The 23046-nt window shown below is 70.6% G+C and carries 21 protein-coding genes; 17 read left to right on the top strand and 4 right to left on the bottom strand.

Annotated elements, in window-relative coordinates; all coding sequences use genetic code 11:
* Window positions 1–4 precede the first annotated feature (4 nt).
* The 6 genes from AB0383_RS33090 to smc all read left to right on the top strand — a co-directional run bounded on the left by AB0383_RS33090 (window position 5) and on the right by smc (window position 9001).
* Window positions 5–625, top strand: a complete 621-nt coding sequence (locus tag AB0383_RS33090) for a potassium-transporting ATPase subunit C (protein WP_364182976.1) — start codon at window positions 5–7, stop codon at window positions 623–625.
* A 4-nt stretch (window positions 626–629) separates the two neighbouring features.
* Window positions 630–3224 (top strand): sensor histidine kinase KdpD, encoded by a 2595-nt coding sequence (locus tag AB0383_RS33085; protein ID WP_366189392.1) that lies wholly within the window; start codon window positions 630–632, stop codon window positions 3222–3224.
* Window positions 3221–3919, top strand: a complete 699-nt coding sequence (locus AB0383_RS33080; RefSeq protein ID WP_364182972.1) for a response regulator — start codon at window positions 3221–3223, stop codon at window positions 3917–3919. The genes AB0383_RS33085 and AB0383_RS33080 overlap by 4 nt, the downstream gene beginning before the upstream one ends.
* 81 nt (window positions 3920–4000) lie before the next feature.
* Window positions 4001–4546 carry a hypothetical protein gene (locus AB0383_RS33075; protein WP_366189391.1) on the top strand — a complete coding sequence of 182 codons (546 nt, stop codon included), beginning with the start codon at window positions 4001–4003 and terminating at the stop codon, window positions 4544–4546.
* A gap of 375 nt (window positions 4547–4921) precedes the next feature.
* A complete protein-coding gene (locus tag AB0383_RS33070; protein WP_364182967.1) occupies window positions 4922–5209 on the top strand; it encodes an acylphosphatase in 288 nt (95 codons plus the stop codon).
* A 189-nt stretch (window positions 5210–5398) separates the two neighbouring features.
* Window positions 5399–9001, top strand: coding sequence for a chromosome segregation protein SMC (smc, locus tag AB0383_RS33065; protein WP_366189390.1), 3603 nt, complete (start codon window positions 5399–5401; stop codon window positions 8999–9001).
* A 62-nt stretch (window positions 9002–9063) separates the two neighbouring features.
* Here the strand turns inward: smc and AB0383_RS33060 are convergent, their stop codons facing one another.
* The 3 genes from AB0383_RS33060 to AB0383_RS33050 form a co-directional block, all read right to left on the bottom strand.
* The gene (locus AB0383_RS33060) at window positions 9064–9672 is read right to left on the bottom strand and encodes a DUF3455 domain-containing protein (RefSeq protein ID WP_220237758.1); all 609 of its coding nucleotides are present in this window, start codon (window positions 9670–9672) and stop codon (window positions 9064–9066) included.
* A 107-nt stretch (window positions 9673–9779) separates the two neighbouring features.
* Window positions 9780–11348, bottom strand: a complete 1569-nt coding sequence (locus AB0383_RS33055) for a sodium:solute symporter (protein ID WP_364182961.1) — start codon at window positions 11346–11348, stop codon at window positions 9780–9782.
* A gap of 10 nt (window positions 11349–11358) precedes the next feature.
* Window positions 11359–12564, bottom strand: coding sequence for an anhydro-N-acetylmuramic acid kinase (locus AB0383_RS33050; protein WP_364182959.1), 1206 nt, complete (start codon window positions 12562–12564; stop codon window positions 11359–11361).
* A 150-nt stretch (window positions 12565–12714) separates the two neighbouring features.
* Between AB0383_RS33050 and ftsY the strand changes: the two genes are divergently transcribed.
* The 9 genes from ftsY (at window position 12715) to AB0383_RS33005 (ending at window position 19096) form a co-directional block, all read left to right on the top strand.
* Window positions 12715–14064, top strand: a complete 1350-nt coding sequence (ftsY, locus tag AB0383_RS33045) for a signal recognition particle-docking protein FtsY (RefSeq protein WP_364182956.1) — start codon at window positions 12715–12717, stop codon at window positions 14062–14064.
* Window positions 14065–14172: 108 nt separating this feature from the next.
* Window positions 14173–14742 (top strand): hypothetical protein, encoded by a 570-nt coding sequence (locus AB0383_RS33040; RefSeq protein ID WP_366189389.1) that lies wholly within the window; start codon window positions 14173–14175, stop codon window positions 14740–14742.
* On the top strand, window positions 14742–16145 hold the full coding sequence (locus AB0383_RS33035) for a putative T7SS-secreted protein (RefSeq protein ID WP_364182952.1): 1404 nt from the start codon (window positions 14742–14744) through the stop codon (window positions 16143–16145). The genes AB0383_RS33040 and AB0383_RS33035 overlap by 1 nt, the downstream gene beginning before the upstream one ends.
* Window positions 16146–16170: 25 nt before the next feature.
* Entirely contained in the window at window positions 16171–16671 is a 501-nt protein-coding gene (locus AB0383_RS33030) for a hypothetical protein (protein WP_366189388.1), read from the top strand.
* Window positions 16668–17147 (top strand): YbaB/EbfC family nucleoid-associated protein, encoded by a 480-nt coding sequence (locus AB0383_RS33025; RefSeq protein ID WP_366189387.1) that lies wholly within the window; start codon window positions 16668–16670, stop codon window positions 17145–17147. Before AB0383_RS33030 ends, AB0383_RS33025 begins: the two co-directional genes overlap by 4 nt.
* Window positions 17144–17884 carry a hypothetical protein gene (locus AB0383_RS33020; RefSeq protein WP_364182945.1) on the top strand — a complete coding sequence of 247 codons (741 nt, stop codon included), beginning with the start codon at window positions 17144–17146 and terminating at the stop codon, window positions 17882–17884. The genes AB0383_RS33025 and AB0383_RS33020 overlap by 4 nt, the downstream gene beginning before the upstream one ends.
* Before the next feature lie 12 nt (window positions 17885–17896).
* A complete protein-coding gene (locus AB0383_RS33015; RefSeq protein WP_364182942.1) occupies window positions 17897–18211 on the top strand; it encodes a DUF4333 domain-containing protein in 315 nt (104 codons plus the stop codon).
* A 110-nt stretch (window positions 18212–18321) separates the two neighbouring features.
* Complete coding sequence (locus AB0383_RS33010) at window positions 18322–18819, top strand: GNAT family protein (RefSeq protein ID WP_364182939.1); 498 nt, start codon at window positions 18322–18324, stop codon at window positions 18817–18819.
* 19 nt (window positions 18820–18838) lie between these two features.
* Window positions 18839–19096: a hypothetical protein gene (locus AB0383_RS33005; protein WP_364182936.1), complete on the top strand. Its 258-nt coding sequence runs from the start codon at window positions 18839–18841 to the stop codon at window positions 19094–19096.
* Window positions 19097–19105: 9 nt separating this feature from the next.
* On the opposite strand, the gene AB0383_RS33000 is transcribed toward AB0383_RS33005, so the two are convergent.
* The gene (locus AB0383_RS33000) at window positions 19106–19870 is read right to left on the bottom strand and encodes an IclR family transcriptional regulator (protein WP_366189386.1); all 765 of its coding nucleotides are present in this window, start codon (window positions 19868–19870) and stop codon (window positions 19106–19108) included.
* 121 nt (window positions 19871–19991) lie between these two features.
* On the opposite strand from AB0383_RS33000, the gene aceB reads away from it, so the two are divergent.
* Window positions 19992–21566, top strand: a complete 1575-nt coding sequence (gene aceB, locus AB0383_RS32995; RefSeq protein WP_364182930.1) for a malate synthase A — start codon at window positions 19992–19994, stop codon at window positions 21564–21566.
* Window positions 21566–22774: an aldolase gene (locus AB0383_RS32990; RefSeq protein WP_366189385.1), complete on the top strand. Its 1209-nt coding sequence runs from the start codon at window positions 21566–21568 to the stop codon at window positions 22772–22774. The genes aceB and AB0383_RS32990 overlap by 1 nt, the downstream gene beginning before the upstream one ends.
* Window positions 22775–23046 lie beyond the last annotated feature (272 nt).

Here is a 23046-nt window from a genome sequence, read left to right as displayed (position 1 = left end):
TCTGATGAACACCTTCATCAAGCAGTCCTGGGCGGGCCTGCGGGTCCTCATCGCGCTGACGATCATCCTCGGCATCATCTATCCGCTCGCCGTGTGGACGATCTCCCGCATCCCCGGCCTGCAATCCAACGCCGAGGGCTCCGTGGTCACGCAGAACGACCAGGCCGTCGGGTCGTCGCTGATCGGCATCGACCCGGTCGCGGCCGACCCGGCGCACGACCCGTGGTTCCACAACCGGCCCTCGGCGCTGTCGAAGGACGCGCTGGGTCCGGCCGACCCGTCGAGCTCGGGCGCGTCGAACAAGGGCCCGTTCAACGAGGACCTCGTGAAGACCATCACCGAGCGCAAGGACGCCATCGCGAAGCGGGAGAACGTCGCCCCGGCCCAGGTGCCGGCCGACGCCGTGACCGCTTCCGGCTCGGGCCTCGATCCGTCGATCAGCGTCGCCTACGCGGACCTGCAGATCCCGCGCGTCGCGAAGAACACGGGGCTGAGCGAGGACAAGGTGCGCGAGCTGGTGGCGGCCAACACGACGGGCGCCGGGATAGGCGTCCCCGGGGTGAACGTGCTGCTGCTCAACTTGGCCGTGCATTCCGCTGTTACAGGGGCACAGGGAGCACACTGACAGCGTGAGCACACCGAGTACGACCCCGAAGCCGCGCCGAGGAGAACTGCGGATCTACCTCGGCGCGGCTCCGGGCGTGGGCAAGACTTTCGCGATGCTGGGCGAGGCCCGCCGCCGGCTGGAGCGCGGGACCGACGTGGTGGTGGGCCTCGTGGAGACCCACGGCCGCCAGAAGACCGCCAACCTGCTCGACGGCCTCGAGATCGTGCCCCGGCGCACGGTCAGCCACCGCGGGCACGAGTTCGCCGAGATGGACATCGAGGCGATCCTGAAGCGCGCGCCCGAGGTCGTCGTCATCGACGAGCTCGCGCACACGAATGTGCCCGGCGCGCGCCACGACAAGCGCTGGCAGGACGTGGAGGAGCTGCTCGAGTCGGGGATCGACGTGCTGTCCACGGTCAACGTGCAGCACCTGCAGAGCCTCAACGACGTCGTCGAGCGCATCACAGGCGTCACGCAGCAGGAGACCGTGCCCGACGAGGTCGTGCGCAAGGCCGAGCAGCTGGAGCTCGTGGACATCACGCCGGAGGCGCTGCGGCGCCGGCTCGCGCACGGCAACGTCTACCCGGCCGAGCGCATCGACGCGGCGCTGGGCAACTACTTTCGCCCCGGCAACCTCACCGCGTTGCGCGAGCTGGCACTGCTGTGGGTCGCCGACCAGGTCGACGTCGCCCTGCAGCGCTACCGCGCCGAGCAGAAGATCACCGACACGTGGGAGGCGCGTGAACGGGTCGTCGTGTCCATCACCGGCGGCCCCGAGAGCGAGACGCTCATCCGGCGCGCCAGCCGCATCGCCACGCGCGCGGGCGCGGAGCTGCAGGTGGTGCACATCCTGCGCGGGGACGGGCTGTCCGGGCTCGGTCCCACGGCCATGGCGCGCAGCCGCACGCTGGCCGAGGAGGTCGGGGCCACGTTCCACGCCGTCGTCGGCGACGACGTGCCGACGGCATTGCTGGACTTCGCGCGCGGGGTCAACGCCACGCAGCTCGTGATCGGCACCTCGCGCCGCTCACGAGTGGCGCGGCTGTTCGACGAGGGCATCGGCGCGGCCGTGGTGCAGCAGTCCGGCTCGATCGACGTCCACATGGTCACGCACTCCTACGCGGGCGGGCGGCTGCGGGCGCGGCTCGGCGCGAGCCCGCTGGCTCCGTCGCGGCTCGTGCTGGGCTGGGTGCTGAGCCTGGCGCTGCCGATCCTCGCGACCGGCCTGGGCGTGCTGCTGCGCGACACCGTCGAGTTCTCCACCGACGTGATCCTCTACGTGCTCGCGACGGTGATCGTCGCGCTCGTGGGCGGGCTCGGCCCGGCGGTGATCGCGGCCGTGTTCGGCGCGGGCCTGCTCAACTTCTTCTTCACGCCACCGCTGTACACGCTCAATGTGCACAGCCCGCAGAACGTGGTCACGCTCGTCGCGATGATCGTGGTCGCCGTGCTGGTGGCCCTCGTCGTCGCCTCGGCGGCCCGGCGCGGCAGCCAGGCCGCGCGGGCGCGCACGGAGGCGGCGCTGCTGGCGTCGTACGCGCGCACGGTGCTGACGAACCCGAACCCGATCGAGCGGCTGCTGGAGAAGGTGCGCGAGAACTTCGGCCTGACGTCGGTCACGTTGCTGGAGAAGAAGAACGGCGTGTGGCAGAAGGTCGCGCTGGCCGGGCAGTTCCCGTGCGCCGACCCGGACGAGGCCGACGTGGACATCGCGGTGACCGCCGACGTCCACCTGACCCTGCGCGGCCGGGCGCTGCCCGCGGCCGACCGCCGCGTGCTGGAGGCCGTGGCGGGGCAGGCGCTGCTCGCGCTGCGCCAGCAGCGGATGGCGGCGGCCGCGGCGGAGGCCGAGCGCAAGGCCGAGGCGACGGAACTGCGCACCACGCTGCTCTCGGCCGTCGGCCACGACCTGCGCACGCCGTTGACGTCCATCAAGGCGGCGATCGGCAGCCTGCGCGCGCCCGACCTGTCACTGTCCGAGGAGGACACCGCGGAGCTGATGGAGGCCATCGAGCTCTCGGCCGACCGGCTCGCCGGGCTCATCGACAACCTGCTCGACTCCTCGCGCCTGGCCACCGGCGCGGTCACGCCGCACCTGCGGCCGGTGGGCTACGACGAGGTGGTGGCCCACGCGCTGTCCAACGTGGACAACTCACGCGACGTGAAGGTGGGCGTGGACGTGAGCCTGCCTTCGGTGCTGGCCGATCCCGGCTTGCTCGAACGGGTGATCGCCAACGTCCTGGACAACGCCCTGCGCCACGGCGGCGGCGTGGTGTCGGCGCGGGCGAGCGCGCACTCCGAGTACGTGGAGCTGCGAATCGTGGACCACGGCCGTGGCCTGAAGAAGGGCACGGCGGATTCGGCGTTCGCGCCGTTCCAGCGGCTGGGCGGCGACCGCGACTCGACCCCCGGCGTGGGGCTCGGGCTGTCGGTCGCGAAGGGCTTCATCGAGGCGATGGGCGGCAGCATCCGGGCCGAGGACACGCCGGGCGGCGGCCTCACCGTGGTGATCTCGTTGCCCGCCTACACCGGGCAGAATCCGGAGAAGGACCTCCTCAAGATCGACGAGGCCGCCGGCTCAGTCGCTGACGAGGCGGTGGAGGGAGTGGGCTCGTGAGTCCCGACAAGGCGGCCACCGTGCTGGTGGTCGACGACGAACCGCAGATCGTGCGCGCGCTGCGGATCAACCTCAACGCCCGCGGGTACAAGGTGATCACGGCGCACGACGGCACCGCGGCGCTCAAGGCCGTGGCCGAGACCAAACCCGACGTGGTGGTGCTCGACCTCGGCCTGCCCGACCTCGACGGCACCGAGGTGATCGCCGGCCTGCGCGGCTGGACCACGGTGCCGATCATCGTGCTCTCGGCGCGCGGCGACTCGGCCGACAAGGTCCAGGCGCTCGACGCGGGCGCCGACGACTACGTGACGAAACCGTTCGGCATGGACGAGCTGCTCGCCCGGCTGCGGGCCGCCGTGCGGCGCTCGACCGTGGCCGGGGCCGACGGCGCGGAAGCCGTGGTGGACACAGGTTCCTTCACGATCGACCTGGCGGCGAAGAAGGTCCGCCGCGACGGCAAAGAGGTGCACCTGACCAAGACCGAGTGGGGCGTGCTGGAGCTGCTGGTGCGCAATCGCGGCCGGCTGGTGGCCCAGAAGCAGCTGCTGCACGAGGTGTGGGGGCCGTCGTACGAGACGGAGTCGCACTACCTGCGCGTGTACCTGGCACAGCTGCGGCGGAAGCTGGAGCCGGAGCCCTCACGTCCGCGCCACCTGCTCACGGAACCCGGAATGGGGTACCGCTTCGAGGTCTGAACACGACGATGGCCGCCCCGCGGGGCGGCCATCGTGTTGTGCGGCCTGTGTTTTCAGCTGGTGGGACCGGTGGGGTCAGTCGTGCGAACGTCCGTGGAGGACGACACCGGCGGCGAGCTCGGCGGCTCACCACTGGTGGAGCCACCGCCACCGGTGCTGGGCGGCGGGCTCGACGGCGGGGCCGACGAGTCGTCCGACGACGGCGGGGTGTTCGAGGAAGAGGCCGGTGGGTCGTCGCTGCGCGGAGGCGAAGACGACGACGGCGGCTTGACCGTATTCGTGTTGCCTCCACCCGGTGGCGGGTTGTGCGGCCCACCGCCGCCAGGGTTATTCGGCGGCGGGACGACCACGGTCGTGGTCGGCACGCCGTTGGCACCCGTGGAGACCACGGTCGTGGGGCTCGAGGGGACCGACGTCGGGTCGCCAGGGGTGGGCTGGCCGGACAGGGTCATCGGGGCGCCCGGTACGGCGTTGCCCGGCACGACTTGCGAGCTGCCCGGCAAGGTGCCCTGGCCGCCGCCGGGGACGGTGGTGGACGTGGCGGTGGTGCTGCCCGGGCCCGCCAGTTCGGCGACCGCGGCGAAGGCCGTGGCGACCACGAGGCCGCTGACGCCGAGGATGGCGTAGCCGGCCCGGTTCATGAGGCCGCTCGCGGCCTTCGGCGGTGCGACGGAGATGCGTGAGCTCGGATCCGGCCCGTCGGGACGGGACATGCAGGCTCCTTACATACATGCGGTTCAACGCTGTACGGGTCGAGGCAGTCGGGGCGTCGCCGGTTTCCGCGTCGTCGGGTGCGGCAGTCCTTTGACAGACGAGTCGGCACCCGGGTCGACGCCGGAAGTCGTGGCGCGGTTCGGTCCGGCTCCCCGGAGTGGTTCGGGGGATCGGGGCGCCGGACGCGGACCCCGGCCGGGAGGTTATCACCGCCTGTGACCCATTCGCGCAGGTACGGGGCCTGCCCCGTCACTGTCCGCAGCGGATGGCGTGGGGCAGGATGGACGCGTGAGTGAGGAAGAAACACACATCCGGCTGGCGGCGTGGGTCCACGGGCGAGTCCAGGGGGTCGGTTTCCGCTGGTGGACCCGGAGCCGCGCGCTGGAGCTCGGCCTGGTCGGCTTTGCCCGCAACCTGCCCGACGGCCGTGTCGAGGTGGTAGCGGAGGGTGGTCGAGACCACTGTGAGCGGTTGTTGGCCACCCTGAGGTCGGGAGAATCACCCGGAAGTGTGGATCACGTCGTCGAGCGCTGGAGCCCGGCGAAGGGCAGTCTGACGGGCTTCGCCGAGCGCTGAGCGGCAGTGCCGGGGGCACTGCGCCGCCCGGGTGATCGCTGTGACGGGTGGGACACAAGGGGTTGCCGGTGCGTCGCGTTCTGTGCTAGGCGCGCCGGGAGAGGGCGGCCTCCCGCGATCACGGCGGGTGCCCAGGTAGCCTTGGCCGACTGTAGAGCCAGTACCCGCGGCCGGAAGGGTCAGCACCACGTGCACCTGAAAAGCTTGACGCTGAAGGGTTTCAAGTCCTTCGCCTCGGCCACCACGCTGCGGTTCGAACCGGGGATCACGTGCGTGGTCGGTCCCAACGGCTCGGGCAAGTCCAACGTCCTCGACGCGCTGCGCTGGGTCATGGGCACGCAGGGCGCGAAAGACCTGCGTGGCGGCAAGATGGAAGACGTCATCTTCGCCGGCACCGCGGGCCGCGCCCCCCTGGGCCGCGCCGAGGTCACGCTCACCATCGACAACGCCGACGGCGCGCTGCCGATCGAGTACACCGAGGTCTCCATCACGCGCCGCATGTTCCGCGATGGTGCGAGCGAGTACGAGATCAACGGCGACCGCTGCCGTCTGATGGACGTGCAGGAACTGCTGTCGGACTCCGGTATCGGCCGCGAGATGCACGTCATCGTCGGGCAGGGCCAGCTGTCGGCGATCCTCGAGTCGAAGCCCGAAGAGCGCCGCGCCTTCATCGAGGAGGCCGCGGGCGTCCTCAAGCACCGCAAGCGCAAGGAACAGACCCTGCGCAAGCTCGCGAACATGCAGGGAAACCTCGACCGCCTCGGCGACCTCACCACCGAGCTGCGCCGCCAGCTCAAGCCGCTGGGCAAGCAGGCCGAGATCGCGCGCAAAGCCCAGTCGGTGCAGTCCGAGCTGCGCGACTCCCGGCTGCGCCTGTTGGCCGACGACCTGGTGACCCAGCGCGACGCCATCGCCCGAGAAGAGGCCGACGAGCGCACCGCGCGTCAGCGCCGCACCGAGGTGGAGCAGGCCCTGGAGATCGTGGCCGCCGAAGAGACGGAGCTGGAGGCCTCGCTCGCCGAGGACGCGCCGAAGCTGCAGACCGCGCAGGAGACCTGGTACAAGCTCTCCGCGCTGGCCGAGCGCCTGCGCGGCACCGTACGGCTCGCCGTGGAGCGCCAGCGCCATTTGTCTTCCGACGTCTCGGCCCCGACGGGCGGGCGCGACCCCGAGGAGCTGCTGGCCGAGGCCGAGCAGGTCGCCGAGCGCGAGCAGGAGCTCAACGAGGCCGTGATGGAGGCCCGGGAGCTGCTGGCCGAGACCGTACTGCGGCGAGAGGACCTCGAGCAGCGCGTGCAGGCGGCCGAACGCGCCCACTGGGCCGCGGTGCGCGCCATCGCCGACCGCCGCGAGGGCATGGCGAAGCTGACCGGCCAGGTCGAGGCGCTGCGCAGCAAGAACGGCGCCACCGCCGACGAGATCGACCGCCTGTCGGTGTCGTTGCAGGAATCCGCCGAGCGCGCCGAGATCGCGCTGGAGGAGCTCGAAGAGGCCAAGGCCGAGGGCGGTGTCGAGGAGTCCGACGACGCGGACCTCATGCAGCGCCACGACCGCGCGGTCGAGGCCAACAACGCCGCCAAGGCGCGCGTCGAAGAGCTGGTGAAGGCCGAGCGCTCCGCCGAACGCGAGATCGCGTCGGAGCGGGCGCGGGTCGAGGCGCTCTCGATGGGCCTCAAGCGCAAGGACGGCGCCGGCGCGCTGCTGGGCGCGTCGCACGAGCTGCCGGGCCTGCTGGGTTCGGTCGCCGCGCTGCTCACGGTGGAGCCGGGCCACGAAGTGGCGCTGGCCGCCGCGCTCGGGCCGGTCGCCGACGCCGTGGCCGTGGCCGGCGGCGAGCAGGCGCTGACCGCGCTGAAGTACTTGAAGGACACCGATTCCGGCCGCGCCGGCATCGTGCTGGGCAGCTACGGGTCCACTGTGGACACTTCGTCGTGGCCGATGCTTCCCTACGGCGCTCGATGGGCCCGTGAGGTCGTGACCGCGCCCGAGCAGCTGCGCCCGGCCGTCGAGCAGGCGCTGGACAAGCTGGCGCTGGTCAACGACCTCGACGTGGCGCGCCAGCTGGTGGCGAGCCACCCGGACGTGCGCGCGGTCACGGGCGAAGGCGACGTGTTCGGCGCCCGCTGGGTTGCCGGCGGTTCGGCCGCGCGCGAGAGCGTGATCGAGGTCCAGGCCGCCGTCGACGAAGCGGGCGAGCGGCTGCGCACGGCCGAGCGCGCGCTGGAGCGCCACACCGCCGAGCTGGAAGGCGCCCGCGCCGAGCAGCAGGCCCGGCGCGAAGAGGTGGGCCAGGCCAAGGATGCCCTCGGTGACGCGAAGGTCCGCAAGGCGCGGTCGTCGGAGCGGCTGAACCGGATGCAGCAGGCCGCGCGATCGGCGCAGGCCGAGGTCGAGCGCCTCGCCGGGCAGCGCGCAAAGGTGGAGCAGAGCCGCGAGCAGGCGCTGGCGCAGCTGGCCGAGCTGGAGGAGCGCCTCGCCGCCGTCGCCGAGCAGCCGGTGGAGGACGACCCGGACACGGCCGAGCGCGATGAGGCCGTGGAGCAGCTCGCCGTGGTCCGCCAGGAAGAGATGGAGGCGCGGCTCGCGCAGCGCACCGCCGAGGAGCGGGCACGCAGCATCGCCGGGCGGGCCGAATCGCTGCGGCGTGCGGCGCTCGCCGAGCAGCAGGCCCGGGAACGTGCAGCCAAGGCCCGCGAGGCGCGGGAGCGGGGCGCCGCGATCGCCAACGCCGTGGTCAACGCCGGTGAGCTCGCGCTGGAACGCATCGAGCACTCCGTGCAGCGCGCGGCCGCCGAGCGCGACGAAGCCCAGGCACAGCGCCAGACCCGCGAGACCGCGCTCACCGCGGTGCGCGCCAAGGTCCGCGAGCTGTCCGGCGAGCTCGAGAAGCTGACCGACGCCGTGCACCGCGACGAGGTGCTGCGCGCCGAGCAGCGGCTGCGGCTGGAGACGCTCGAGGCCAAGATCGCCGAGGACTTCGGCATCGGCCTCGCCGACCTGGTCCAGGAGTACGGCCCCGACGTGCCGGTGCCACCGAGCGCGGGTGAGATGGCCGAGTACGAGGCGGCCAAGGAGCGCGGCGAGGACGTGACCATGCCGCCGCCCATGCCGTACGACCGCGACACGCAGGCCCGCCGCGCCAAGCGCGCGGAGAAGGACCTGACGCTGCTGGGCAAGGTCAACCCGCTGGCGCTGGAGGAGTTCGCGGCGCTGGAGGAGCGCTACAAGTTCCTCTCGACCCAGCTCGAAGACCTCAAGGACACGCGCAAGGACCTCGAAGCCGTGATCCGGCAGGTCGACGAAAAGATCCTGGAAGTCTTCGCCTCGGCCTACGCCGACGTCGCGCGTGAGTTCGAAACCGTGTTCAGCGTGCTGTTCCCGGGCGGCGAGGGTCGTATGGTGCTCACCCAGCCCAACGACCTGCTCGCCACCGGCGTCGACGTCGAGGCGCGCCCGCCGGGCAAGAAGGTGAAGCGACTGTCGCTGCTTTCGGGTGGTGAGAAGTCGCTGGTGGCCGTGGGCATGCTGGTGGCCATCTTCCGCGCCCGCCCCTCACCCTTCTACGTGATGGACGAGGTCGAGGCGGCGCTCGACGACACCAACATGCGCCGGCTGATCGGGCTGCTGGAGCAGCTGCGCGACTCGTCGCAGCTGATCATCATCACCCACCAGAAGCCGACCATGGAGATTGCCGACGCGCTCTACGGCGTGAGCATGCAGGGCGACGGCATCACGAAGGTGATCTCGCAGCGCCTGCGCGCCGAAGACGAGGAGCCGGTGCCCGCGAGCTGATCCGAGACGTGCGAAAAGGGGCTTCCCGCGGTGACCGGGAAGCCCCTTTTCCGTTGTTGCTTTCAGTTCGCGGCCCAGAACGCGTACTCGGCCGAGTACGGCGTGGAGGTCTGCTGGCCCGTGGTGCACGCGCCCTTCGGGGCGAGGCCGCCCTTGGTGGCCAGCCGCTGCACGTAGGTGACGGTGCCGAACACGCCCTTGCCGGTGTCCTGGTCGGACTTGAGCAGGATCTCGGGGATCGCGTCGGTGTGCTGCACGGCCTTGCCGGGCACGGCGGTGGCGGCGACCGTGCTGCCGTCCACAGTGGACGTCCACACCGGTCCCTTGCTGTGCAGGGCCACGGCCTTGCCGTTGTCGGACATGATGGCCGCGGGCTGGATCAGGGTCCACGCGCCGTCGGTGCAGCCGTAGATCTGCACGCCCTCGCCGTGGAAGGTGGCCACGCGCTTGTTGCCCGGCGGCACCTGCACCTGCGCGGGGGCCGCGATCACCTCGGGCGTGCCGTCCTGGGTCCCGGCCTGAGACTGCGCCGGCGCTCCGGCCTGGGCCCCGGCCGCCGCCTTCGCCGCGCCCGGGTCGGCCGCCGCGGCCCCGGAGGCCGACGAACACGCCGTCGCACCGCCCAAGAGGATCATCGAACCCGCCGCCAGTGCCAGAGAAATCCGCTTCATCGTCCCCGCCTGATCCGGGCCCGCCATCCGGTGGCGGGCGCTCGTCAGGTGCACGAGCGCCCACCCCGGGACGGTTCACCCGATCGGGGAAAATCTCGCAGCGGTGATCAGACGGTGACTTCCTCCTTCGGGAGGTCCACCTCGGTGGCGTTCGGGTCGGCGTCGCGGTGGCGCAGCGCGAGCAGCCCGCCGACGACCATCGTGATCACCACACCGACGAACGTGTACCAGTAGGTGGCGAGTGGCACGAGCGTCTTCGTGGCCGCGCCGAACTGGATGTGCACGGCTGTGGTCGCCTTGTCGAACTTGACGAACAGGATCAGGAACGCCATGCCCACCACCGAGCACGCGAACGCGACGATCGCGTCGGACTGGCGCGCCTTCTTCACGATCAGGCCGAGGAAGAACGAGCCCAGCAGGGCGCCGTAGGTGTAGCCGACGATGCCGAGGCCCTGCTGGATCACGGGGTCCTTCGAGTTGGTGAACAGCGACGCGAAGATCGCGAACACGACCGCCCAGATCAGCGTCCACATGCGACCGTGGCGCAGCAGCTTCGAGTCCTCGACCGACCGGTGCGTGAAGCGCTGGTAGAGGTCGGCGATGGTCGAAGTGGACAGTGCGTTGAGCGCCGAGGCCAGCGCGCCCATCGTGGACGCGAGGATGCCGGCGATGAGCAGGCCCGCCAGGCCCACGGGCAGGTCGTTGACGATGAAGTTGGAGAACACGTCGTCGCCGGACATCTTCCCGGCCGCGACCGCGGTGGCCGTCGCGCCCGTCTTGCCGCCGGTGTAGACCCACAGCATCGCGCCGACCACCAGGAACAGCCCGAACTGCACGAACACCACGAACGACGAGCCGATCAGCGCGCGCTGGCCGTCGCGCAGGCTCTTGGTCGACAGCAGCCGCCCGACGATCAGCTGGTCCGCGCCGTGCGAGGCCATCGACAGGAAGGCGCCACCGACCACGGCGCCGATGAACGCGTACGGGCTGGTGATGATGTTGGACGTGAAGTCGGTGAGCTGGAAGCGGCCCTGGCTCGCGGCGATCGACGTCCAGCCGTCCGGCAGCTTGGTCGAGAGGAACACGACCGCGCCGATCGCGCCGAGGACGTAGAGCGACCACTGGATCACGTCGACCCAGATCACCGACTTGATGCCACCGACGAACGCGTAGATGAGCGTGAGCGCGGTCAGCAGCACCACGATGTGCCAGTACGACGTGTGGATGCCGTAGTGGTCGAGGATCGCCTTGATCGGGATGGCGCCGGCGAACAGCCGCAGGCCTTCGGCGAGCAGGCGCGTGACGACGAACGTGACCGACGCCGTGCCCTGCAGCCCGCGCCCGAAGCGGCGGCCGAGGAACTCGTACGCGCTCACGTAGTTGCCGCGGAAGTAGCGGGGCAGCAGCACGAACGCGGCGACGACGCGGCCGAGGATGTAGCCGAACGCCACCTCGAGGAAGAGGAACTCGCTGCCGAAGACCAGGCCCGGCGTCGAGATCACGGTGAGCGTGGAGGTCTCGGTGGCCACGACCGAGAGCGTGACAGCCCACCAGGGCATGCTGCGTTCGCCGACGAAGTAGTCGTTCGCGGACTTCTGTTTGCGTCCGATCAGCACGCCGATGATCGGCATCGCCGCCAGGTACACGATGACGATCACCAGATCGACTGGGTTCATGGGGTTTCTCCTACCGTCGTGCGCCAACTTCCGTGACCCGCAAGCGGTTCACGGTGCCCCCCAGTGGGGCCGGAAGGTTCAGGGGGTCCGCTCCGGGCGTGAGTGCACCGAGCAGCCGGGGCCCGCGGGCGCCCGTCGCCGACGGCAGCGTGGCCGGCACGCCGCACCAGCTCAGCCAGCCGAGCAACGCCGTCAGGTACGCCTCTTTGCCCGCGCCGGGCAGGCCGAGGTCGTCGCTGGTGCGCAGGGTGACGCCGGGGAGGTTGCCCGCCAGCGCCGCCATCACGGCGGGGTTGCGCATGCCGCCGCCGGACACGACGAGCGTCGCCGCGTGGTGGCGCCGGCATTCGGCGGCGACGGTCGCGGCGGTGAGCTCGGTGAGCGTCGCCAGGAGGTCTTCGGGCGTGAGCGGCGCCACGCCGGCGAGGGCGGCGTCGAGGTAGTCGCCGTGGAAGTGCTCCTTGCCGGTGGACTTCGGTGGTGCGGCGGCGAAGTACGGGTCGGCGAGCAGCCGGTCGAGCAGGTCGCGGCGGACGGAGCCGGCGAGCGCGAGCTTCCCGTCGACGTCGGCGTGCTGCTCGCCGCCGGTCACGCGGGCGGCGGCGAGGTCGAGCAACGCGTTGGCGGGGCCGGTGTCGTAGGCGAGCACAGCGTCGCTGCCGCTGACGACGGTGATGTTGGCGATGCCGCCGAGGTTCAGTGCGGCCACGGGTTTGCCGGTCTCCTCGGCGAGGCCACGCAGCCACAACGCGTCGAGCGTGCTGGCGAGCGGTGCGCCTTGGCCGCCCGCGGTGATGTCGCGGATGCGCAGGTCGGCGACGACGGGGGTGCCGGTGCGTTCGGCGATCCACGCGGGCTGGCCCAGCTGCAGCGTGCCGAGCGCCACGCCGTTCTCCACCCAGTGGTAGACGGTCTGGCCGAGCGAGGCGATCACGTCCACGGGCCCGTGCTCGGCGATGCCCCGCGCGGCGGCTTCGGCGAAGGCCTGGCCGACGCGGGTGTCGAGCACGGTGAGTGCTTCGGCGCTGCTCGGGTTGGGCGGCAGCGCGGCCAGCACTGCTTCGCGGGTTTCCGCCGTGAAGGGCACGTCGAGCTCGCCGAGCGGGGTGAGGACCACGGTGCCTTCTTCGGCGTGCAGCTCGGCGACGGCGACGTCGATGCCGTCGACCGAAGTCCCCGAAAGGAGGCCGAGGACGCGGAAGCCGTGGGTTTTCATCCGGAGTGGTTTAGCCGGGGTGAAGCGGTGACGCAAGCCGCGTCGTGAAGTCTTGGCCGAATCGGAACTCTGCGTGTGATCCCTTGGCCTGAAGGGCGCAGCGCGGTGGGGTGTCCGGGGGAGTCCCGGAGTGGATGACAGGATGGGGGTGTGTCGAGTACCTGGTTCTGGATCGTCATCGTCGCCGTCGTCGTCTTGGTCGCCGTGCTGGTGTCCGGGCTGCTCATCGCACGTCGGCGGCGGATCAGCCTCGAACAGACGCGCAAGGTCGAGGAGAAGCCGAAGGGCGGCGGGTACACCGCGTCCGGCGGCATCACCTTCGCGCCCGGGGGTGAGGCCGAGGCTGCGCCAGCCGCGGAACCGGTGCCGGCCGAGCACCCCGTCGAGGACCGCCCGGAGGTCGACGGCCAGCCCGCCGTGGGCGACGACGCCGCGGTGCCGCGCGACTCCGACCAGCGCACGATGCGCGACGTCAGGCTGCCCGAGCCGGAGTCGGAAGGCCCCGCGGCCGCACCGGTCGAAGGCACTGTCGAACCGATCGAGCCGGTCCTCCCGATCGAGGAGATCGACCCCGCGACCGGCCGCCTGGATCGCCTGCGCGGCCGGCTGTCGAAGTCACGCTCGATGTTCGGCCAGAGCCTGCTGGGCCTGCTCGGCGCCGGCGACCTCGACGAGGACTCCTGGCAGGACGTCGAGGACTCGCTGCTCATCGCCGACCTCGGCGCGGCCACCACGACCCAGATCGTCGACCGCCTGCGTGACGAGCTGTCGCGCCGCGCGGTGCGCACGCCCGCCGAAGCGCGCGAAGTGCTGCGCGAGGTCTTGACCGCTTCGTTGTCCACGGACGGCATTCGCGCCGTGCGTGCGCTGCCCCACGAGGTCGACGGCCAGAAGCAGCCCGCCGTCGTGCTCGTCGCCGGTGTGAACGGCACCGGAAAGACCACCACCACCGGCAAGCTCGCGCGGGTGCTCGTCTCGCAGGGATCCACCGTGGTGCTCGGCGCGGCCGACACCTTCCGCGCCGCGGCCGCCGACCAGCTCCAGACCTGGGCCGAGCGCGTTGGCGCGTCGGTCGTGCGCGGCAAGGAAGGTGCCGACCCCGCGGCCGTAGCGTTCGACGCGGTGAAGCGCGGCATCGACGAAGGTGCCGACGCGGTCCTCGTCGACACCGCGGGCCGCCTGCACACGAAGACCGGCCTCATGGATGAGCTCGGCAAGGTCAAGCGGGTGGTCGAGAAGCAGGCGAAGGTCGACGAGGTCCTGCTGGTGCTCGACGCCACCACGGGCCAGAACGGCCTCGCCCAGGCCCGCGTGTTCTCCGAGGTCATCGACGTCACGGGCATCGTCCTCACCAAGCTCGACGGCACGGCCAAGGGCGGCATCGTCTTCCAGGTCCAGAAGGAGCTCGGAGTGCCGGTGAAGCTCGTCGGCCTGGGTGAAGGGCCCGATGACCTGGCGCCGTTCGAGCCCGGCGCGTTCGTGGACGCCCTGCTCGGCTGAGACAGGATTCGCCCGTTGAGGTGATCAACCGGCGAAGCGGGCAGAAACCTCGTCGGTTTCTGTCACGGTGGACTCGTCGTTGCAGGCCGGACGAGGGGTTCACGGGGGATGACGGGCGGATTCGACGCCGTAACAGAGGAGCTCGAACGCGCCGCCGACACCATCGGCGACGTCGTCGGAGGCGCCGCGGGCCTGCTGTGGCAGGGCCCGAGCGGCGACTACGGGCACCCCGGTGTGCAGGCGGGCTGGGGCAGCTTCATCGCGGACATCGAGTCCGTCGTCGAAGGACTCACCGGCAAGGCCCACGGCCACGGCGAGGACCTGCGCACGGCGGCGGTCCGCTACGCGGGCGCCGACGGCACCGCGAGCGACGCGATCGTCAAGACCGCGGCGAAGGCGTTCGGCGGCTCTTTCGGCGGCGGCATCTTCGGCCCGCTCGGCGAGGTCCTGCACCGCTCCCTCGACGGAAAGCCGGTCGACGGGAACCCGGGCGACGGCGAGAAGCTCGGTCCCGCGTGGACCGGCGGTGCGACCGGCCGCATCAGCGGGTCGATCGACGAACTCCCGCCGGACGTGATGAGTCCCGAGCGCTCCCGGGAGCTGTTCCCCGGTCCGAAGTCCGAAGTGGAGGGCCCTGACCCCGTAACCGAGGCGGACCGCGAAGGACCGGTTTTCTGATGGCCGCCGAACTGGGGGAGACGACCGACCCGAAGGCACTCGTCCCCGGCGAGCCACGCTTCATCTCGGGCGACCTGAAGGACCTCGTCCGCAACATCGAGAAGATGGCCGCGATCTCCGACGGCCTCTCCGGCGTCGACGCGAAGCAGTGGTCCGGCGAAGCGAGCGACCGGTTCCGCGAGACCTTCGGCCGGGAGCCGAAGAAGTGGTTCGACACCATCGGCGTGCTGGGCACCGGCGCCAACGCGCTGGCGGACTACGGCGACGCGCTGACGCGCAGCCAGTCCGAAGCCCAGCGGGCGATCGAGCTGTACACGCAGGGCCAGGCCGCCACTCGGGCAGCGTCCTCGCAGTGGATTGCGGACGCCTACAAGGCCCTCACCGGCGGGTACTCGGTCCCGGCCTTTGCCGATCCCGGTCAGGGCGCGACCCGTCAGGCCGAACAGATCTTGCGGGCCGCCCGCGCCGCTCTGGAAGAGGCCGGCGGTTCCACGGCGGAGAAGCTGGGCTTCGAGAAGAAGTCCGACGGCACGTACAAGAAGGATCTTGGCAAGACCCACGAGTTCGGTGCCGAGGAGCGCGACACGAAGAAGGTGTGGGACCCCGAGAAGCAGGACTGGGTCGACAAGGACCCCGGCGGTTGGCAGGACCACAAGGGCGGCAAGAACTATTCGCGCGAATTCGGTTCGCAGTCCGATGGCATGCTCACCGACAAACTCGGTGGCCTCCTCGAAAAGTTCGGCATCGACACCTCCGAAAGCACGGTGTCGGCGTCGGCGAGCGTCGATCTCGTCGACGGTTCGCTGGACGGCAAGTTCGGCGACGGAACCTTCGGCGGCAGCGGCAAAATCGAGGGCGCGGCCCTCGGCGCCGGAGCGGAGGCCCACGCCGGTGCGGGCCCGCTGGGCCTCACGGCGGGGGCGTCTGCCGAGGCGTACCTGGCCAAGGGCAGTGCCCAGGGAGAGGTCCACTACGGCGACCACGTTGCGGTCAAGGGCGATGCCTCGGCCGAGGTCGGGGCCAAGGCGTCCGCCCAGGGATCGCTCGGCTGGTCCGGGATGCAGGGCAGCGTCGAAGGATTCGCGGGCGGCCGCATCGAGGGCAACGCGAGCGCTGAGGTCGCCGGTGTCACCGCCGGAGCGCACGGTGAGGCCTGGGCCGGTGTCGGCGCCGAGGCGAGCGGCCAGTTCGGCATGGGTGACGACGGGAAGTTCCACGTCGGCGCTTCGCTCGGCGTGGCCCTGGGTATCGGTGGCAAGGTCGGGTTCGACCTCAGCATCGATCCGGGTGAGGTCGTCGACACCGTGCAGGACGTGGCCGGTGACGTCGCCGACGTGGCGTCCGACGTCGGGCACGGCATCGCGAACGCAGCGGGCGCCGTCGGCGACTTCCTCGGCTTCTGACCACCAGAGATTCGGAGCAGACACAGTGGCAGGCACCCTCCCCGTCCCGATCGTCTTCGAGCTGCCGGACGGCTGGCGATCCGTTCCGCCCGACGAAGTCGGCACGCCGGACGCCGCGTTCGTCGCGCTCAACACCGGCAGTTCGCGCGAGGGCTTCACGGCGAACATCACGATCACCGGCGAGCTTCGCGAGGACGACGCGCCGCTCACGGCCATCGGAGACGAGGCAGTCGAGCGGCTGCAGAGCGCGGGCGCACAGGGTGTGCAGCTCGGCCGGCGCAACGAGGTCGGTTCGGCGGAGAACCCGGGTCTCACGCAGGCGGTGAAGCTGACCGTCGGGCTCAAGGGCAAGCAGGTGGACCTCGTGCAGTTCCAGGTGTTCATAGTCATGCGCGACCAGCAAAACGCGGAGCGTCGCGCGGTCTTGCACATCGTGCTGTCCGCGCTGCTGGAAAACCAGTTCGAGCACGTCATCGACGACTTCCAGAAATTCCTCACCACCGTCAAACCGGAGCAGGCGCCATGAACGACACCGCGCGGCAGCTGCTGGCCCGCATCGAGGCGATCGACACGGCCGCGACCGACAACAGGCTGCGTGCCGAGGCCTACCTTCGGGTCGCCGACGAGCTCAAGGACGCCATGGGCAGCGCCACCTCGCCCGACGGCGTGGTCACCGTGGTCGCGGGGCCGGGCGGCGCGATCGCGTCGGTCACCTTCAGCGAACGGGCTCGGGAAACGGATCCCGCCGTGCTGTCGTCGGACGTCATGCGCGCGATCGGCGAGGCACAGGCCGCGGCGGCGCGAATGCAGGCCGAAGTCGTGCGAAGGGGCCTGGGGAGTACCGAATTCCTCGACCGCGTGCTCGACTCCGACGAGCAGCTTTTCGGCGCCTCGCGGCCGGAATCGGTGACCACGCGGCCACCGCGTCCACCGGTTCGGGAAACGCCGCCCGAGGGCGAGTTCGACGACTTCAGCGTCTACGACCGAGAGCCGACCCGGTGAGCACAGCGCTCATCCTCGTGATCGTCATCGGCGGCACGCTTCTGATCGCGGCTGCGGTGACGTGGTTCGTCGTGTGGAACAACCGCGGTATGCAGCGCGCCGAAGCCGTGGTGCTGCAGCGGCTGAGCGAGGAAGCGCCGCGGCGGGGCTGGCAGTACGAGGAGCGCAACGACTCCTATTGCGCCTTCTACAACGAAGGCGATCACTATCTGCAGCGTTCCTTCGCGGACGAGCTGTTCTCACCGAGCGATCCGTTCGCGCGCCTGCCCGAGGCGTTCGAGGCGCACGAGATCGTGAGCGGGATGCACCGGGGACGCCCCTTCCTCGGCGCCAGGTTCAAGGTGCGCCAACGCGGCGTGGCCATCCACTACACGCGGGCCGTGTGGGTGCGTACTCCGAAACTCGGGCCGGCCCTGCAGGTGGGCCCGGCGGTGCCGCTCGAGAGCCGCGTGAACGACTCGATCAAGCGCGGCGACCTCAAAGTGGGAGATCCCGAGTTCGACGAGCGCTACGAGGTGCACACCGGCGACGACCGCTTCGCCCGTGCGGTGCTCGTCCCGCAGGTCACCCACTTCCTGAAGACCGACCCTCGTGAATTCCGCGGGTTCACCTTGTTCGGCGCGAACTTCGTGGTCCTCGACCGCCTCACCGATCACCGTGATCCCGAAAAACTCGTCGCCGCCTTGGATTTGCGGTGCGATCTGCTCGATTTGGTTCCGCGTTCCGTCTGGGCCTAGAGGAGGCTGGCTGTGGTGCGTCGTTTGGTGGTCGCGGTGTGTGGCATCGCGTTGGTGGCCGGGTGTTCCGCGCACGTGGAGGTGCAGCGCCGAGTGGCGAAGGCCGACCTGGAGAAGGGGATCGCCGACGCGCTGCAGCAGTCGGTGGGCCAGCGCCCGGACACGATCACGTGCCCCGGCCCGATCGATGCGAAGGTCGGCCAGCAGATGCGCTGCGAACTCGTCGCCGGCACCACCAAGGCCGGCCTGACGGCGACCATCAACACCGTGAACGGCAGCGACGTCCGCTACTCCGTGAAGGTCGATGACCACGTCACCACGAATTGAGGTGACACACCGGTCCCCGCCGGCGCAAACTCGCGGTGTGTATTGACGCCCTCGTGGACCGCCTGACCCTCTCGTCGCCCGACAACCCCCAGACGAGAGGAAACCCAGCCATGTCCCTCGAAGGCCCGCGCGTCCGCCTGCGTCCGCTCACCCCCGACGACCGCGAGCGCGGCCAGGAAATCCTGTCCACGCCCGAAGTCGCCCGATGGTGGGGCGAAACCGAGCCCGAGGTCGAAACCCTGCTCGACGAGGAAGCCGGTTTCGTCTGCTACGTCATCGAAGTAGCCGGTGAAACGGTGGGCCTCATCCAGAGCTGCGAAGAACTCGACCCGCAGTACCGCCACGCCGGCATCGACATCGCCGTCGACCCGGCCCACCACGGCGACGGCATCGGCCCTGAGGCCATCCGCGTGCTCGCGCGCCACCTGTTCGCCCACGGCCACCACCGGCTCACGATCGACCCGGCCGCCGCGAACGAAAAAGCCGTGCACGTCTACACCCAGCTCGGCTTCCGCCCGGTCGGCGTGCTGCGCCAGTACGAACGCGGCCCTGACGGCACCTTCCACGACGGCTTGCTGATGGACCTCCTGGCGGGCGAGCTCAGGTGACCGCGCTGGTGTAACCGTCGTGTTCGCCTCGATCGGCGCGTCCCTGCTGCTCCTCGGCATCGGTCTGGCCGTCGTCAACCTGATGCGCGAGGAGAGCCAGGAAGATCGGCGGCTCAACGCTGCTCGCGAACTCGCCGACGCGATCAGCGATGAGGCGCTGCGCAACCAGGTCCGAGCGATGCTGTCGAGGACACTCTTGACCGGGTCGGCGGAGCAAGCCGCGGACGCATTCAAGAACGCGTTCGACCAGCGGCCCGCACCACCCGAGGCCGGTTGAGCGGCGAGCTCAGGTGACCGGCAACTGCTGCGAGAGCCGATCCGCCACCTTCTGCACCACCGGCGCGATGCTCGCCACCGCGTCCGCGGTCAATCGGCCGGACGGACCGGACACGGACACCGCCGCGGGCACCGGCATGCCGGGCACCGCAACGGCGATGCACCGGACCCCGAGCTCCTGCTCGGCCTCGTCCAGCGCGTAGCCCTGCGAAGCGATGCGCGTGAGCTCCGCCGCGAGCGCGCCGGGGTCGGTGAAGGTGTGCTCGGTGTACGCGGGCATGCCCGTGCGCGCCAGAAGTGCCGCGACGTCGTCGGCAGGCAGCTGCGCGAGCATCGCCTTGCCGACCCCGGCGCCGTGGGGCAGCAGGCGCCGGCCGACTTCGGTGAACATGCGCATGGAGTGCTTCGAGGGCACCTGGGCCACGTACACGACCTCGTCGCGCTCCAGCACGGCGAGGTTGGCCGTCTCGCCGACCTCCTCCACGAGCTCGACCAGCAACGGCCGCGCCCACGAGCCGAACTGCATGCTCGCGTTCTCGCCGAGGCGGATGAGCCGCGCGCCGAGGGCGTAGCGGCGGTTGGTGTTCTGGCGGACGTACCCGAGGTCCACGAGGGTGCGGATCAGCCGGTGAATGGTCGGCATCGGCAGCCCCGACAGGGTCGCGAGCTCCGACAGGCTGGCCTCCCCTCCCGTGTCCGCGAGGTGCTCCAGCAGCTCGAATGCGCGCTGCAGGGACTGGACGCCGCCGTCCCGTCCGCCTTTCTCAGCTGCCACCGGTGGTCCTCCTCACAGGTCCTCTTCTTCCGAGCGTTTGAGCTTCCGCTATGCAGAAACTATAGTCCGTCAGGTAAAAACCGTAGGGACGTTATCCAAAGTACGACTCGGGGTGTTTCGCATGTCTGAAGTCCAGGTCCTCGGCGGCTCGGTGGAGCGCGGCGACGAGATCCTGACGCCGGAAGCCCTCGCCTTCCTGGCGGGGCTCCACGACGCCTTCGCGGCGCGCCGGGACGAGCTGCTCGCGGCCCGCGGCAAGCGCCGCGAAGAAGCCCGCACGACCGGCCGGCTCGACTTCCTGCCGGAGACGAAGGAGATCCGCGAGGGCGACTGGAAGGTCGCCGAGGCGCCGCCGGCGCTGCGCGACCGCCGCGTGGAGATCACCGGTCCCACCGACCGCAAGATGACCATCAACGCCCTCAACTCAGGCGCCAAGGTGTGGCTCGCCGACTTCGAGGACGCCAACACGCCGCACTGGGCCAACGTCGTGTCCGGCCAGGTCAACCTGTCCGACGCCATCCGCGAGACCATCACGCTGGAGAGCGGCGGCAAGAGCTACGCGCTCAAGGACGATGTCGAGCACGCCACCATCGTGGTCCGCCCGCGCGGCTGGCACCTCGACGAGCGCAACCTCACCTTCGGCGGCCGCCAGGGCGTCGGTGCGCTGGTCGACTTCGGCCTGTACTTCTTCCACAACGCCGCCGAGCTGCTCAAGCGCGGCAAGGGCCCGTACTTCTACCTGCCGAAGATGGAGAGCCACCTCGAGGCGCGGCTGTGGAACGACGTGTTCACCCACGCCGAGAAGACCCTCGGCATCGAACACGGCACCGTCCGCGCCACCGTGCTGATCGAGACGATCCCGGCCGCGTTCGAGATGGAGGAGATCCTCTACGAGCTGCGTGAGCACGCCTCGGGCCTCAACGCGGGCCGCTGGGACTACCTGTTCAGCGTGATCAAGTACTTCCGCGACGCCGGTGAGAAGTTCGTGCTGCCGGACCGCAACTCGGTGACCATGACCGCGCCGTTCATGCGCGCCTACACCGAGCTGCTCGTGGCCACCTGCCACCAGCGCGGCGCGTTCGCGATCGGCGGCATGGCGGCGTTCATCCCGAGCAAGGACCCGAAGGTCAACGAGGGCGCGTTCGAGAAGGTCCACGCCGACAAGGCGCGCGAGGCGGCCGACGGCTTCGACGGTTCCTGGGTCGCGCACCCCGGCATGGTCGCCCTCTGCAAGGAGGAGTTCGACAAGGTTCTCGGCGACCGGCCGAACCAGCTCGAGCGCACCCGTGACGAGGTCAGCGTCACCGCCGACCAGCTCCTCGACGTCGCCTCGACGCCGGGTAGTGCCACCGCGGCCGGCCTGCGCGCCGCCGTCGAGGTCGGCATCCGCTACATCGCCTCCTGGCTGAGCGGCAACGGCGCGGCGGCCATCCACAACCTCATGGAGGACGCGGCCACCGCCGAGATCTCGCGGTCGCAGATCTGGCAGTGGGTCAGGAACGGCACCCGGCTCGACACCGGCGACATCGTCACGGCGGAGTTGGTGCGCGGCGTGCTGGCCGAGGTTCGCGGCGAGCTCTCGGCCGAGGTCAAGGAAGACGTGCTCACCCCGGCCGTCGAGCTGTTCGAGCAGGTCGCGCTGGCCGACGAGTTCCCGGACTTCCTCACGCTGCCGGCCTACGAGCACATTCAGTAATGCGGGACGGCAGGCTCACCGAGGACGTCTACACCGCCGCCGACGCGCGCCTGGCCGAGGCCGACGCGCGCGTCGCGGCGCTGTACCCCGGTGAGCCGCGGGGCCGCCGCCCCGTGCACACCGTGTACGTGCCGGCTTCCCAGTACCGCACGCGCCTGGTCGCCGACTGGGGCAAGCAGGCCATGCGGGTGTTCGTCGAGCGCGGTGACGTGCTCGGCCTCGACGCGGACGTCGCCGAGCGCGTGCGGACGAAACTGCTCACCGAGCCGATCGAGGATCTGCGGATCGACTTCGAGGACGGCTACGGCAACCCGGGCGACGAAGCCGAGGACGGCGCTGCCCTGACCGCCGGGCAGACCCTCGCGACCACGGGCGGCACACCGTTCGTGGGCATCCGCTTCAAGAGCTTCGAAGCCGCCACCCGCCGGCGCGGCATCCGCACGCTGGACCTGTTCCTGAACGGTTTGCTCAGCAACGGCGACCTCCCCGACGGTTTCGTGGTCACCCTGCCGAAGGTCACCGCCGTCGAGCAGGTCTCGGTGGCCGCCGACGTACTCGGACAGCTCGAGATCGCCTACGGCCTGGCCGAAGGCACGCTGCGTTTCGAGGTGCAGATCGAGACCGCCCAGTCGATCCTCGCCCACGACGGCACGGTGTCGGTCGCGCGGATCATCCAGGCCGCGGCCGGACGTTGTTCCGGCCTGCACTACGGCACCTACGACTACAGCGCGGGCCTCGGCATCGGCGCCGCCTACCAGAGCATGGCCCACCCGGCCGCCGACTTCGCGAAGCACCTCATGCAGGTCGCGGCCGCCGGCACCGGCGTACGCCTCTCCGACGGCTCCACCAACCGCCTGCCGATCGGCGACGACCTGCCCGGCGCCTGGGCCGAACACCTGCGCCTGATCCGCCGCTCCCTGGAAAACGGCTTCTACCAGGGCTGGGACCTGCACCCGAACCAGCTGCCGACCCGCTTCGCCGCCACATACGCCTTCTACCGCGAAGGCTTCCCCACCGCCGCGAAGCGCCTCAGCGACTACGCCTCCCAAACCTCGACCGGCGTCCTCGACGAACCCGCCACCGCCGCCGCCCTCGCCCACTACCTCCTCGGCGGCCTCCACTGCGGCGCCCTCGAAGCGGCCGAACTCCCCTTCGACGCCGCGACCCTCGCCGGCTACGCCCGCCGCCGGCCCGAGACGCCCCGCTGACCGCACCCCACGCGGCGTTCGTTGCACTCAACGCACCCAATGTGGCGTCGCGGCACTCAACGCACCGAACGCGACCTTGGGGTGCTTTGACGACTCCACCGCCACCCACCTGCTCGACTCACCCCCCACCCAGGCCGGGCCCACCCTCCCCACCGCCGCCCACCCACGCAGCGGAACCTGCACCCAGCCCCTCCCCGGCACCCCGATCCGAAGCCTCTTTGCGGCCGGCGGCGTGTTGTCAAGGCACGTTTTCCCGCCTTGACAACACGTCA

The sequence above is a fragment of the Amycolatopsis sp. NPDC051373 genome (genome assembly GCF_040689465.1).
Taxonomy (GTDB): domain Bacteria; phylum Actinomycetota; class Actinomycetes; order Mycobacteriales; family Pseudonocardiaceae; genus Amycolatopsis.
The sequence above is the reverse complement of the archived record's forward strand: the minus strand, read 5'-3'. Positions and strand labels throughout refer to the sequence as shown.

What these genes read in the sequence shown, in the direction of transcription:
- AB0383_RS33055 (WP_364182961.1), bottom strand. Translation starts at nt 11,348, where the DNA reads ATGAACCCAGTCGATCTGGTGATCGTCATCGTGTACCTGGCGGCGATG.
- AB0383_RS33010 (WP_364182939.1), top strand. Translation starts at nt 18,322, where the DNA reads ATGTCCCTCGAAGGCCCGCGCGTCCGCCTGCGTCCGCTCACCCCCGAC.
- AB0383_RS33040 (WP_366189389.1), top strand. Translation starts at nt 14,173, where the DNA reads ATGACGGGCGGATTCGACGCCGTAACAGAGGAGCTCGAACGCGCCGCC.
- AB0383_RS33060 (WP_220237758.1), bottom strand. Translation starts at nt 9,672, where the DNA reads ATGAAGCGGATTTCTCTGGCACTGGCGGCGGGTTCGATGATCCTCTTG.
- AB0383_RS33050 (WP_364182959.1), bottom strand. Translation starts at nt 12,564, where the DNA reads ATGAAAACCCACGGCTTCCGCGTCCTCGGCCTCCTTTCGGGGACTTCG.
- aceB (WP_364182930.1), top strand. Translation starts at nt 19,992, where the DNA reads ATGTCTGAAGTCCAGGTCCTCGGCGGCTCGGTGGAGCGCGGCGACGAG.
- AB0383_RS33035 (WP_364182952.1), top strand. Translation starts at nt 14,742, where the DNA reads ATGGCCGCCGAACTGGGGGAGACGACCGACCCGAAGGCACTCGTCCCC.
- AB0383_RS32990 (WP_366189385.1), top strand. Translation starts at nt 21,566, where the DNA reads ATGCGGGACGGCAGGCTCACCGAGGACGTCTACACCGCCGCCGACGCG.
- AB0383_RS33090 (WP_364182976.1), top strand. Translation starts at nt 5, where the DNA reads ATGAACACCTTCATCAAGCAGTCCTGGGCGGGCCTGCGGGTCCTCATC.
- AB0383_RS33025 (WP_366189387.1), top strand. Translation starts at nt 16,668, where the DNA reads ATGAACGACACCGCGCGGCAGCTGCTGGCCCGCATCGAGGCGATCGAC.